The sequence below is a fragment of the Pseudomonas sp. CFBP 13602 genome (genome assembly GCF_014842725.1).
Lineage (GTDB): Bacteria > Pseudomonadota > Gammaproteobacteria > Pseudomonadales > Pseudomonadaceae > Aquipseudomonas > Aquipseudomonas baltica.
On record NZ_JACYVT010000004.1, the window covers coordinates 126,817 to 140,102 of the forward strand.

Sequence of the window (13,286 nt, forward strand, 5' to 3'; positions counted from 1 at the left end):
TTGATTGAATGGTGATCTCCAAAGATTTGGGGGCATGATTTAAACTAACCAGCAATGTTTAAATAAACAGATGGTGAGGGTTGCGGATGTTTTTCTCAAATGTTGATGATAGAGATATAAAAGAACGAATAAGAGTTTTTCGAACCGATGTGGAAGCTGGTATTGGGGAATCGGAAATAGTAAGATCCATATCTTCAATTTTCGGAGACGTTTTTTCATTTGGTACGGAAGCTAGATTTTATGAAAAAGGAACTCGATTTTATCGTGCGCGGTCAATTCCATTAGACGATACAGTCATCCCACTAAAAACACTCCGAGATGTCAGGGATGCATGGGAGCCGCCTTTAGATTGCGTGCGTGTGCAAGGAAGACTAAATAACGTTGGTCAGAGTATTCTATATTGTTGTCCAAATGATTTTGAGCTGGCAATTGACGAAGCGAGAGCGCGAAATAGCAAGTATGTCGCTGTGATGGTTTATAAGGCTGTTCGGCGAATTAAAGTTGCAGTGCTCGGCAATTACGAGGAATCTTCGCTATCAAAAGATGATAGCACTAGGATGTTTTATTCATTCTTAGATGAAGAGTTCTCGCGACTTGTATCAAAGGGTCAGGAGGCGCGTTATTCTATAACGCGTGCAATAGCAGACACGTATTTCAACTATCCTGAGCAAGATGCTTGGTGCTATCGATCAGTTCAATCACCACTAAAATTTAATGTAGCATTTCTTCCGAATAAATCAAAGGTTAACTTGGAGTTGATTGGGGCTATGATATGCGAGCCTAGCAAAAATAGTAGCGGCTCACTTTGCGTTAAGTTGGTGGTTGAATTTGATTCTAAAAGTGGGAGCGCGCTTTACCATTCTATTGGTTCGCACGAGCAGAACAAAATCTTCCCGGAAATTACGACTTCTAAGATTTGAAATTAAAGCAAAGTTATTTTTCCGGAGGGAATATCAACATTCTGTCTGTTGATGCTCAGCCAAACATGGTGGCTCTGACACTCAATCACTGATTCCCTAGTCACCAACTGGCTGAAACTCCGACTGCTGTATTGGCTACCCTGATCGCTGTCAGACAGCATATTTCGGCGCAGCCGCGCTGCTCATAGGCCGTGTCCAACGCCTTGATCACAAAATTGGTAGGAGGCTTGACTGAGAACGCCCAGCCCACAACCTAGCGCATATAAAGATCTGCCATCGACCTTCGGCTTAAACATACGTGATGACACCGCACCAAAACTTGTCGGGGGACATTACGCTTAACCCTCGATCAAGCGCGTTCGGGATATCAGATCGCATCACAGTCGCCTTTTTGTAGGAATGGGAGCTTGGCTGTCTGTTGAGCAAGTTCATCTCGCACATCAATTTATGTGCTTTGAATCACCCGCTTTGCAGGTCGTCCCCTTCCGTCATCAACATAATGTTTCGACTGCCCGCAGCGCTCGCACTCTGAGTAAATAGCTCGTTCACCCGGCTGCGCATAACTACTGGCTCTGCATCCGGAAATCAATGCTTGCGGCAGGGGTAACAAGATCGGCTGATCTTCAAATACCGAGCACAACCGATCAACAGGCCTTTGATGCCGCAGTTGATCGATTAACGCGAACGCTAGTGTTCTTCGGTCATCAAGAGCATTGTGCCCTTTTTTAAAATGGACTTTTCCCATTTCAGACGGCTGCTTCAGGCGTCCAGTTCCTGGATTTTTTGCTGCTCGGGCGTCAGCGCTCTACTGGTCGGGGTGATACCGCCGCATTCCTGCTGAAGCTGGTTCACCGAGCGGCACGAGGCGGACTCAACCAACCCAAGCGACCGGGCTGCTTCGAAGTGGCTAGAGCCCTGATCAAGCGCCAGACTGACAGCTTCGTGTGTGAACTCAGGAGTACAGATACGGTGTTGGTTGGTCACCAGAAAGCAATCTATGGCGAGTACTTTCGCCTAATGGAAGTCCCTTTTTATTAGGCCACTATACGCCACTCGGTTAGAGACCTAAGCCGCCTTTGGTGCTGACTAGAAATGTCCAACTCGGACACCCGCATTGAGCGATAGGGGGCCGCGGGTTTAGTATGATTCCCGAGATCTACTAAGCGCAAAAATTAGTACAAATCTTTGCCGCAATAGGTCGCATTTTGCCGGTGGGCGAACACTAAGCGCCCTTATACTATGGCCAGCAGCGGCCTAGCACTGCGGCAGAAGCGGATGAAACACTTATACAGTCGATAAAGGGTGGTCGCCTCATGACCGGCAGCTTTTAATTCACGGCCCAACGCCTGTTTCCAGCCAGTGCTATCCATGGACTCCCAGACCACACCAGCGAAATCACTTGGTATCTCCACGGTGCCGCGCTTAAGCGCACGAACTTTGTCGCGCCCAAATCGGCCCAGGAAATAGCCCAATTCTAGTAGGACGTTCTGTCGGGTCCTCGGCTCTGGCGTACCACCTTTGGCACAGCCTTCGTCATAGGGAGTAAGCAGAACCACTGCAAAACTGACGTCTCCATGTGCCTCGACCTTCTCTATAACTGTGCGGCCTCGGTTGGCTTGCTCATGTAAAATAATGGATTGGAAATCAAGCCGTTCGAGGAAACGAGCTATCATTTGTGTCGCACCTTCGTCGTGCCCGTGCACGATAAAAACCTTACGAGATAGCACTTTCTGACCGTTATCAGAAATATCCGGACTCACCATAATAGCCGCATAATTATGATCAGCCAGGTCCTCTCTCAGCGTGCGCTGCGCCTCCTGAAGCATATGTATGGACTGCAGAATATTTTTTCTGTACCTTGTATGTAACGGTGCCTTAGCGGGTAATCAGTCGAATAATACCCAAGGGAAAAATACGCCTGTGCCGCAGATGAAAAACGATAATACGCCGATGTATTTTCACCAAAGCATCACACTAACGTGACTTCGATTGAAGTTGAAATGACCGCTAGCTTCGGAGAGTCTCCATTGTAATCGAGTTGTTAAGCGTCAAAAATTGCTAGCTCGGTGATACGTTCTTGCAGCCGCGCAATACCCCGTTCTATGCCCTGAGGTGATAGTTGCACCTTGGGAGCGAGTGTAGTGGTTGAAGATTTAGCTCGTGCCATCGGATTAATCCCTTCATATCCATAAATTATTAAAAAGCGTTATAATCTAGCAGGCAAGAATGTGAGTGGCTGTCAGGGTAAAGCTATAGCTATCGCCGTCTCGCGGCAAAAAAGGTAGTGCTGTCAACCGGGCGGGAATTTGCAGCCTCAGGACTGGGAAGCGTCTCGGCCAACTATTTCGTAAGGCGTTCTCGATGGACTTGTAAGGGACCTTTCCTTTCTTAGTTGATCGGGCGGCGTTTTCTTGATTGGATGCCATCTGCCTCGCACTACCAATAGGGCGCACTGGTAGGAATGCACAAGTGCGTAGTGGGAAGTACAGACGCGGAATGCAGCAGTGCCCCGTGGTTGCAGGTCGCCGGCGGCATAGAACCTGCCTACGACCATTTCTACTCGGGCGTCGGCTGTCCGCTATCAGCCGATTGCTGCCTGCAGCGAAGGGCTAAAACCGACCAGAGTTGGCATTCACATGTGACTACGGATTTTTGGGAAACCCGCTCAGTATTGAAATTCCGCCACAAATGCTGACAGTGATGGTGGGATAGTTGACAAAGATGCAAGTGAGCGAATTATTTCACCGTTGGGGTCAAAATTTACGCCTGCTTTTTTTGAAAAAAACTTAGGTGAGTCTGAAGTACGATCATTCTTAAGGTGATGTAGAAACTTCACAAATAGCTCGAAGATGAATTTTCCTCGCCAATGCATTTGCGGATCCATCTTAGAAAAGACTTCTTCTACAGAGCTTATGTCCCTAGCTATATCTGTAGGCCATCCGATCAGACTAAAATAGTCTGAGTTTTTATCAGCTATACTATCCAGAGTGAATAGAAAATATTTTCCAATTCGATCCTCGATATTTCTCAGTTTAACATCGTGGGTTCGCGCGTAAAAAATTGCTTGGTTTACAGGGCGCATGATTTCAAAAAAAACTTTAAGAAAATCATCATACAAAGCACTAACTCTTTTTACGGAGTTTTCATCTTCATCCACGCAGCACTTAAATTCTGAATTTAACAGTGATGACAGAATTCCTGCGTCTGCCAAATGATTTTCTATAGAATAACCTTCAGTTACATATATGTCTTGGCCTGAGGAGTGACCTTTCAGTCCGTCAAAATCATGATCAATGAAAAACCTGACTCTATTATCTAGGAAGTGGTTGCTTAGAAGTGCCTGGCGAAGCGCCAACACTTGATCCTTTCCCCTTGCAATGATAGGGATGAACTCTCTAGAATTGCCAACTCTGTTGAAAACAGTTTCGTAGTATGGGAGGTCTTCATAACCCTCGAATACACAAATTAGCTTTTCGGGGTTCTTGCCTCGTACAGTCGTATAAGTGATTAAAGCGACTTGAGAAGTATTGCGAGATTCACGCATTTTTTCAAGGTTCATTTTTTCTCACTCCTTTTGTAGGAAACGAAAAGGGGTTGAGCATATTGATCTAGTGCATTTTCGAAAATGAACGGGGAATGTGTAATGGCAATTAGCTGTTCGCAGCATGGCGCTTCTAGTAGGTCCGGCAGGAAAAGTTTCTGCCAAGCCATGGAAAGCGAAAGTTCGGGCTCGTCTATTAACACAATAAACTTTTTGTCTTTCTGCAAATGCAATTTAGCAAATATAGAAACTATTTGCTTTTCCCCAGAAGATAATTGTGAAAGTTTAATAGGGTCGGAGCTGTAAGGTGTTCTGATATCAATATCAAGAGACATTTTGTCAAATACAAACGTCTTTTCAGCTTGCGAACTTGACTCAAAAGCTGATGCATTCCAATACTTGTTGATAACCTTTACAAACCCTTCAATAGACTGCTCGTCTTTTTGAGTCGACGTGTAAATTTCAAGCATCTGAAAGAGGTAAGAGCGCAGGTTGTCGTAGTGATCCAGATTAATTTCACTAGAGTCGATTAAATCTAAAATCTTTGCGCCCGCTTGCCCCTCTGCCTGACCGAGGCGGGCTAGCACTAATCTTAATTGATTACCCAATATTTTATTGTCCGAAGGGATCGGCTCAGGTTTTTTTGTTTCCGGTGACAATAGATCTTCAAGTGACCTTACGCTCAAATGAGAATAAGCGGTAAAAGTCTCTGATTGAATCGTTGCCTTTATATTTTCTAATTGTGCTTCAACGTCGCTCATGCCGAACCACATAAGTGTTTCATCTGAATCACTTTGCGGCGCTCGCTCCCATGCCTCACGATGTCTCGGCTGGCGCTTATCAAAGTTTGTATTTTCAACTTCTATTCGTCTAAAAGTTGGTAGATATAAAACCTCTAAGTCGCCCATGCCCTTATTTATGTAATTTAAGAACCCGCTGTATACCTGGGTTCTTTCCAATGATGGCATTGCTCTGCGAAACAGTCGAATGGTCTCAGTAACATCATAGGGGCACTCATTGTAAACAGTATGATAAATCTGGTGTGAGCGAACTTTCCGTACATCGAATATCGGCCCGACCTCGGTAAAAAATTCATATAGTTCGGATTCAGTAACACCATAATCCGTAAGCTCAGAAAACGCAGCTGCGCTTTGTGGTTTGGCATCTGAAGGAAATAGCTCGTTTTTTGAAACTATAAACTTTTCAAACCCGTCAAATTGAATTGTGATTCTATCGAAGTGTAGGTTGTATAGCTTTGCAAGCCGACGTGACAGGATCATGTACAGAGTGTTGAGAAGAGTCGTTTTACCGGTCCCGTTTTCCGCAACAACAATTCTCACGCATGTTGGCGTATTAAGCGACAACGTCTTAAAACCGTTAAGCCCAGAAATCTCAAAAAGTTTTATAATTGGTTTAGTGCTGATAACATCTTCCAACTTAGGCATTCGGCTCTCCATGCGCTAAAGGCCGAATACTTGAGAAAGGCTATCTCGGCCAGAAGGCAAAACGCTATCAGACGTTTCCTGAACTGTCGAGGGTAAATTAGCTTATGGCGTACGAATCCATCAAATCTGCTCTCATGGACGCCGTGAGACTGCTTTGTCCTAATGTCACTAGATCTCACCGGCTGTTTCTGGCCGTTCTCGGACCTTCGTTCAGAGGTCGAACTGCCACAATTTTCCTAACGGATCAGTCAGCAATTACATGGTCAGCAAATAGTAATAGCTGGCCTTTTGAATATGCTGGTTTAGGAGTGATTCAAAAACCACGCAAGGCGTTTTCTCTGCCAAGCCCATGGATTATCGCATTGCCAGCGTTCAGCGATCGCCGTTTGGATGACTTTCGCCTTACGCAGGTGTTGTTGGAGCGAAGTATGCAACTTGGTCAGGACGCCCGTCGGGAATAGATCTATATCTAATGACGTGCTCATGCGCGACCATCAACGTAATCGGCCACCACGACGGTACGGTTGTGCCGCAGTTCATAGCTGATTTTTACTCGGGCTCCCTGATCGAGACGTTGGTCGAGTTGATAGCAATGGTCACCGTTTATGGGATCGGAATGGTGGGTGACTTGCACAAAGCGTTCGCACGTATAGGCTACCCACAATTCGTGGTAGCCTTTGGGGTATTACTGATAGAAGATGTCCTGTCCAGGGCTCACGATTTTCCTTCGGAAATCGAGGTGGGTCTAGTTCGGTGCAAGTAGGTTACAACTACTTTCAGGTGAGACCTTTTTGGCGAATCTCAGCGCCTCGTGAATATGATCAACCGCTCTGATCCAGCGAGGTGCTGAGGCGCCTGAACCCTCGTTAGTGCCATCCCGCATGTTGATCTTGCCGTCTAGTTCGGCTTCACGATTTAAGGGCGGAACTTCGGCCAAAGTGGCCTCACGTAAGCATATGCTGGTAGCTCGCGCTAATTGAGCAATGGCCGCGGGACGCGGCTTCTGGTGTGTGCAAAGCACCGCTACGACCCTCTTCACATGTTCGCGGTCTCGGCCTTGCGGCACTGAACGACGAACACTGGTGCGCCGCATTCTTAGCGGTTAGCTCGGACTCGATACTTTCAAATACTGATCACCGCAAAGCGATGTCATGGTCCGGTTGACCCTAAACAAGCGTTTTTGCGCGATGGCGATGGCGATGGCGATGGCGATGGCGAGAGCGAGAGCGCTGCGCTTAACAAGGTGACGCAGATGCTCCGCGCAATCCCGCAAGGTATGCCGATCAATTTGCCGTGCGTAATTATTGCCCGGGCCATCCTCCGACCAACACCAGCGTACAAACACCAGCCAACGATCACTGTGTCCTTTAACCATCCCGTAATACCCGCCGCCAAACAGGTCACGTAGTGCCTGTGGCCTGGCATGACTTAGTTGGCGGCCATAGCTAAAATTGTGCCCATCGCGTTTACCTACCAGTCCCATGATCAAATTCCTCTCGCAGTCAAAACGTTGAAACTCCTCTCCACTTCATCCCGCCAAGAATGTGGTGTGTCATCATGGATCAAGGCCCTGCGGGCTGTGGGGGATGTTCACTATCGCGGGAGTTGCTGCTCCTTACGACCGGAAGTATGGGCGTCTCACGATCGGGCTTCCACACCATTGTTACAGGTGCTCAGGAGGCTGCATTGGGTGACGGAACCAGCGCCCAAGATCATGAGTTGGATAAATGCAGATATGCGGTGACTAGGGCTTGCCTGGCTGTCAGCTAGGTGCAGTCGACCCATAGTCTGCGGCACCATCATATGCATCGCTGTTGCGGGTGATTTCGGTAGTTGTTCCGCCGATTGTCATGAATATAATTGCGGCAAAGCCCCGCGAATGAGTTTTATCAGTCGGGAGCGTCCAGCTTAACCGAGGGTAGACAAACGGCTTATAGGCCGCTTATTGATCCTCAACTCTTTGGGTCGAAGATATCTAGAGATGCCCGAGCTTGCTGTGATAGGAACTGATTGTCAGCGATAAGCTGCAGCTGTCCTACTTCCTCGTAAGCGAGGTAAAAGTTCTTATCGAAAATTTCCCGATGGACTATGTCATATCTTGCATGCCACTCCCCAAGGGAGGTGATCAGTACACATGGAAGACGTACATCGAATTGGTCAGTGGTAATGTCAACATTCAGTCCGTCGATGCTCAACCAAACATGTCGGCTCTGGCGCTCAGTCACTAATTCCCCAGTCACCAACTCGACCTGAATACCCGGCTGCTCCTCGACAAGAAACCAGGCCAGCAGGAGGCTGGCGTATTTACAGCAGGCTGTGGGGAAGGTCGTGAGTAGCTCGAAGGCGAAGTCGTCGGGGGCGCGCTTTCGTAGGGCGTCGGAGAATGCAAAAGCGGATTGGCTGATGGTGGAATGCTTCATGCTGAGAGATCGGGTCTGCAAATGGTTTGGATGCTCAGTATGGGTTATAGCCCCGAGGGATCAAAAGCTGGCAGCTATTGATGTTGATTCCGTTGCAGCCGGATGTCACAGAGAGAGTGGCGATATGGATATTTAGATCTGCGGGGTCGAAAAGCTATGGGCGGAGCGGGTGGTTAGGTGAGAGATATGTGGTGACTGAGCCGACGCCTTCGCGGCCACTGGCCGCTCCTACAGGGGTTGTGCGCATGAGCGGGCCCCCGACCAAAACCACAAACAAAAAAGGCCCACCTTGCGGTGAGCCTTTCTCGTCAAACTATGGTGCCGGCACCAGGAATCGAACCCGGGACCTACTGATTACAAGTCAGTTGCTCTACCATCTGAGCTATACCGGCAAGTGAGGGCGCTGATTATAGCCATTCGATCGGCCGAGTAAACCCCCCTGCGGCATAATTTCTTCGCCTTTAGCTCTTAACCCTTCAGTGCTTATGCACATTTGGCGTGCCAACCTCGACAACCGACCGGCGTTTAGGTCGGTTTGATGACATCGTTCGCAAGCTACTGTTTTCGCTGACGAATCGGACATGAACGAAAAATGACTGATCATCAGTCTGGCGTTCAAACGCCGACCCAGCGCACCGCCCAACATTTCTACCCACAGAGTTATCCACAGGTTACGCACGCTTTAGAGGCGTTCGGCGATGATCATCAGATTGCGTGGGGTCAGGGTTTCCGGGCAGAAGGTGCCGACCTGTGCGGTGTACTGGCGCTCTTGCAGGTACAGGGCGCGGTCGAGCACCAGCCACAGTTCCAAGGGCTTGCGAAACAGGCCGCGTAGCAGTTCCAGGTTGCGGACTTGGGCAAGTCGTTGCCAGCCGAGTGCTTCAAGCTCGACGAAGTCCACGACATGCCGGATAGTCACGCTCTGCAGCGCTGCAAGGTCGTGGCAGTAATCGGCAAAGGGTTTGTCCAGCCAGGCGGCGGGCAGGGAGGGGCAGGGCAGGTAGTGGTCGATGCCGCGTTGTTCGCGCTGCAGCAGGTCGAAGGCCAGGCGGCGGGCCATGGAGTGGTCGCGTTGGCGGCGCACGCGGGCGCCTGCGGTGACGGTGGCTTCGAGGGGCAGGCCGAGGTCGTCGAGGGTCAGGGAGAGGGCGGAGGGTTCGGCGCACAGTTGGCGATAGGCGCCGTGGGTGCGGTTGTAGCAGCAGGGTGCGAAGGCCAGGTGTTGGCAGCCTGCCTGGGTGGCGCGGTGCATGAGCTGGACGTGCAGGTCGCCGCAGGCATGCAGGGCGACGGGTGTGCTGGAGGCTGGCAGGCGCAGATCGTCGGCCATGACGTCTTGCAGGTGGTGCTGTGCGGGCAAGGCGTGATGGGTGCTGAGCTGGGCGCCGCTGGCCACCAGGGCCGGGTCGTGTTCCAGGCAGGTGAGTTGCTGGCCGTCGCGCAGCAGTCGGCGGCCGAGGTGGCCTTTGCCGGCGCACCAGTCCAGCCAGTGGCTGGTGGAGTTGGCGAAGGGCAGGGCGGCGGCGAAGGCTTCGATCTGTTGCCATTTGCGGCCGGGCACGTCGACGTTCAGCCGATGGCGCGCAGTGGGCAAAAAACTGGTCGGCAGCGGACCTACCACGGCCAGCGCATGAGCCTGCTGGGCTAAAGCGGGAAAGGGCGCCGGGGCGTCCAGTTCCAGCAACGAGTTATGCACAGCCTCGGCCTCGGCCAGAGTGCGGGCGCGCAGCCAAGCGGCGAGCTCGGGATGTTTCGCTTCCCAAGGTAAGGTCAATTGGGTGAAGGGCTTGGGCCGCCACAGGTCGACGTGGGCAGCCAGGAAGGCGTCCAGTACGTGAAAGCGCTCACGCAGCTGGTCGCCTTGCAGGGTCAGCGGCCTTGGCACGCGTCCACGCGCAGCCAGCGCTCGAGCAGTTTGAAGCCCTGTACCAGCACGAACGACATGGCCAGGTAGAACATGCCAGCGGCGAAGAAGATTTCCACCGGCAGGTAGGTGCGGGCGATGATCGTGCGGGCCATGCCGGTGAGTTCCAGCAGGGTGACGGTGCTGGCCAGCGAGCTGGCCTTGAGCATCAGGATCACTTCATTGCTGTAGGCCGGCAGGCCGATGCGTGCGGCGCGTGGCAGCATGATGTGCAGCAGGGCTTTGCTGCGGGACATGCCGAGGGCTCGAGCGGCTTCGATTTCGCCCTTGGGTATGGCTTGCAGCGCCCCGCGCAGGATTTCTGCGATATAGGCGGCGGTGTGCAGGGTCATGGTCCCGGCGGCGCACCAGAACGGGCTGCGCAGGTACGGCCACAGGCTGCTCTCGCGCACCGCGTCGAACTGCGCCAGCCCGTAGTACACCAGAAACAGCTGCACCAGCAGCGGGGTGCCGCGAAAGAAGAAGATGTAGGCATACGGCAGGCCGCTGATGTACCACTTCTTCGAAGTGCGTGCGATGCCCAGCGGGATGGCCAGGATAAGCCCGGCGAGTACCGCGATGGCCACCAGCTCCAGAGTCAGGGTGGCGCCTTGCATCAGGCGCGGCAGCCACTTGATGATCACTTCCCAGTTCATTGCGAAGCCCTCGCGAAGCCGCGCGAGGCGCGTTTCTCCATGAAGTGCAGGGCAACCATGGCGACCACGGTGAGGCTCAGGTACATCAGGGCGGCAACCATATAGAAGGTGAACGGTTGTTTGCTGACGGTGACGGCGTTCTGCGCGTTGCGCATGATCTCTTCCAGGCTGATGACGGACACCAGTGCGGTGTCCTTCATCAGAATCAGAAACAGATTACCCAGCCCTGGCAGGGCGATGCGCCACATCTGCGGCAGCACCAGGCGAATGAAGATGCGCGACGTGCTCAGGCCCAGGGCCAGGCCGGCTTCGCGGTGGCCTTTGGGAATGGCCAGGATGGCGCCGCGGAACACCTCCGTGGCGTAGGCGCCGAAGCACAGGCCCAAGGCGATGACGCCGGCGGCGAAGGGGCTGAGTTCCAGGCTGCCGACACCCAGCGCCAGGCCGATGCTGCGCAGGCCGTTGACGGTGCCGAAGTAGATCAGCAACACCCACAGCAGTTCGGGGATGCCGCGCACCAGCGTCGAGTAAAAACCGCCGAGCCATTGCAGGGGGCGGTTGCCGGAGGTTTTCGCCAGGGCACCGGCGAGGCCCAGCAGCAGCCCCAGGCACAGCGCGCTGAGGGCCAGTTTGACGGTCATCAGCGCGCCTGCGGCAAGCGCAGGGCCGAAGCCATAGAGATCGATGTTCATGGGCAGGCTTGTTCAGGGGCGGGCATCGGCCGTGTAGGCCAACGCCCGCCGGGCTGTCAGAGGATGCTGAAAGGGAAGTACTTGTCGTTGATCTTCTTGTAGGTACCGTCGGCAATGATTTCCTGCAGCGCGGCATTCAGCTTGTCGCGCAGGGCATCGCCCTTGCGCACGGCGATGCCGATCTTGTCGCTTTGCTCGACCGCGTCACCCTTGAATTCGAAATTCTTGCCGGCGTCGCTCTTGAGCCAATCGTAGCTGGCGTACTTGTCGGCCAGGATGGCGTCGAGGCGGCCGCTGCTCAGGTCGAGAAAGGCGTTTTCGGAGGTGTCGTACAGCTTGAGGTCGACATCCATGCCGTACTTGTCTTCCAGCCAGGTGCCGGACAGGGTCGCGCGCTGGGCGCCGATGACTTTGCCCTTGAGGCTGTCGGCGTCGGTCTTGAAGTCATCGCCCTTCTTGGCAATGAACTGCAGCTTGTTGCTGTAGTAGGGGTTGGTGAAGTCGACCACTTCCGAGCGCTCGGGGGTGATCGACATCGACGACACGAGGAAGTCGAACTTCTGCGACTGCAGTGCGGGAATGATGCCGTCCCAGTCGGAGGTGACGATTTCGCATTCCACTTCCATCTTGGCGCACAGGGCCTTGCCGATGTCGACGTCGAAGCCCACGACCTGGCCGCTGGTGTCCTTATTGTTGAACGGTGGGTAGGCCGCTTCCACGCCCATTTTCAGTTTTTCGGCAGCCATGGCGGCGCCGTTGACCAGCAGTGTGGCGGCAACCGCCAGGAAGATTTTCTTCATGCTCATATTGTTATTGCTCCGTTAGCGGTTGCTGGACATGAACTGCCTGCAGCGCGCCGACAAGGGGTTGTCGAATACTTGCTCGGGCGTACCCTGCTCTTCCACCAGACCTTGATGCAGAAACACCACCTCGCTGGAGACCTGCCGGGCAAAGCCCATCTCGTGTGTCACCAGCAGCATGGTACGGCCTTCTTCGGCCAGGTTGCGAATAACCGCGAGCACCTCCTGGACCATTTCCGGATCCAGCGCCGAGGTCGGTTCGTCGAACAGAATAACCTTGGGCTGCATGGCCAGGGTGCGGGCAATCGCTGCACGTTGTTGCTGGCCGCCGGAAAGCTCGTTCGGATAGGCGTGGCGCTTGTCGGCGATACCCACCTTGGCCAGCAGCGCCTCGGCCACTTCGATCGCTTCGGCGCGGCTTTGCCCCAGCACGCGGCGCGGTGCCTCGATGATGTTGTCGAGCACGCTCATGTGCGGCCACAGGTTGAAATTCTGGAAGACGAAACCGATCTGGCTGCGCAGCCGGTTGATCTGGCGGCTGTCGGCGGCGATCAGCTCGCCGTTGCGAGCGGCCTTGAGCTTGAGCGCTTCACCGGCCACGAGGATCTCACCCTGATGAGGGTTTTCCAGCAGGTTGATGCAGCGCAGCAGGGTCGACTTGCCGGAGCCGGACGAACCGAGGATGGAAATCACCGCGCCGTCGTTGGCGGCCAGCGATATGCCCTTGAGCACGTCCAGTGCACCGTAGCGCTTGTGCAGGTTACGGATTTCCAGAGCGGGCGTGGCCTGAGCCATGTGCGGTCCTCATATAGGCGGGTGCGGCCTGCCGTCACCGAAGTGAACAGCCAAGCGCAAAGCTAGCATAGCGCGGATGGCGAGGCTGGATTTGCAGCTTGTGTCCGATCTGCC

Annotated in this window: 11 protein-coding genes, 1 tRNA gene and 1 pseudogene; 1 reads left to right on the top strand and 12 read right to left on the bottom strand. The window is 53.0% G+C overall.

Annotated features, from left to right (window positions below):
* The first annotated feature begins 86 nt into the window (after positions 1–86).
* Complete coding sequence (locus tag IFU31_RS09455) at positions 87–920, top strand: RES family NAD+ phosphorylase (RefSeq protein ID WP_192102793.1); 834 nt, start codon at positions 87–89, stop codon at positions 918–920.
* 759 nt (positions 921–1,679) lie between these two features.
* Here the strand turns inward: IFU31_RS09455 and IFU31_RS21875 are convergent.
* From IFU31_RS21875 to IFU31_RS09515, 12 genes and pseudogenes are all read right to left on the bottom strand, one after another.
* Positions 1,680–1,904: a transposase gene (locus IFU31_RS21875; protein WP_192102794.1), complete on the bottom strand. Its 225-nt coding sequence runs from the start codon at positions 1,902–1,904 to the stop codon at positions 1,680–1,682.
* A 248-nt stretch (positions 1,905–2,152) separates the two neighbouring features.
* On the bottom strand, positions 2,153–2,746 hold the full coding sequence (locus IFU31_RS09465; RefSeq protein ID WP_244657660.1) for a TIR domain-containing protein: 594 nt from the start codon (positions 2,744–2,746) through the stop codon (positions 2,153–2,155).
* Positions 2,747–3,585: 839 nt separating this feature from the next.
* A complete protein-coding gene (locus IFU31_RS09470; RefSeq protein WP_192102795.1) occupies positions 3,586–4,479 on the bottom strand; it encodes a DUF4435 domain-containing protein in 894 nt (297 codons plus the stop codon).
* Positions 4,476–5,906, bottom strand: coding sequence for an AAA family ATPase (locus IFU31_RS09475; RefSeq protein WP_192102796.1), 1,431 nt, complete (start codon positions 5,904–5,906; stop codon positions 4,476–4,478). Before IFU31_RS09475 ends, IFU31_RS09470 begins: the two co-directional genes overlap by 4 nt.
* 481 nt (positions 5,907–6,387) lie before the next feature.
* Positions 6,388–7,389 (bottom strand): annotated as a pseudogene (locus IFU31_RS09480) (integrase domain-containing protein).
* A 469-nt stretch (positions 7,390–7,858) separates the two neighbouring features.
* A complete protein-coding gene (locus tag IFU31_RS09485) occupies positions 7,859–8,326 on the bottom strand; it encodes a hypothetical protein (RefSeq protein WP_192102797.1) in 468 nt (155 codons plus the stop codon).
* 316 nt (positions 8,327–8,642) lie between these two features.
* Positions 8,643–8,718: transfer RNA gene (locus IFU31_RS09490), tRNA-Thr, on the bottom strand.
* Positions 8,719–9,008: 290 nt separating this feature from the next.
* Positions 9,009–10,211 carry a methyltransferase gene (locus IFU31_RS09495; RefSeq protein WP_342345284.1) on the bottom strand — a complete coding sequence of 401 codons (1,203 nt, stop codon included), beginning with the start codon at positions 10,209–10,211 and terminating at the stop codon, positions 9,009–9,011.
* Positions 10,196–10,885, bottom strand: a complete 690-nt coding sequence (locus IFU31_RS09500; protein ID WP_122480575.1) for an ABC transporter permease — start codon at positions 10,883–10,885, stop codon at positions 10,196–10,198. The genes IFU31_RS09495 and IFU31_RS09500 overlap by 16 nt, the downstream gene beginning before the upstream one ends.
* A complete protein-coding gene (locus IFU31_RS09505) occupies positions 10,882–11,577 on the bottom strand; it encodes an ABC transporter permease (RefSeq protein ID WP_122714457.1) in 696 nt (231 codons plus the stop codon). Before IFU31_RS09505 ends, IFU31_RS09500 begins: the two co-directional genes overlap by 4 nt.
* A 56-nt stretch (positions 11,578–11,633) precedes the next feature.
* Complete coding sequence (locus IFU31_RS09510; RefSeq protein WP_192102798.1) at positions 11,634–12,383, bottom strand: ABC transporter substrate-binding protein; 750 nt, start codon at positions 12,381–12,383, stop codon at positions 11,634–11,636.
* 15 nt (positions 12,384–12,398) lie between these two features.
* Positions 12,399–13,172: an ABC transporter ATP-binding protein gene (locus tag IFU31_RS09515; protein ID WP_122714459.1), complete on the bottom strand. Its 774-nt coding sequence runs from the start codon at positions 13,170–13,172 to the stop codon at positions 12,399–12,401.
* Positions 13,173–13,286: the final 114 nt, after the last annotated feature.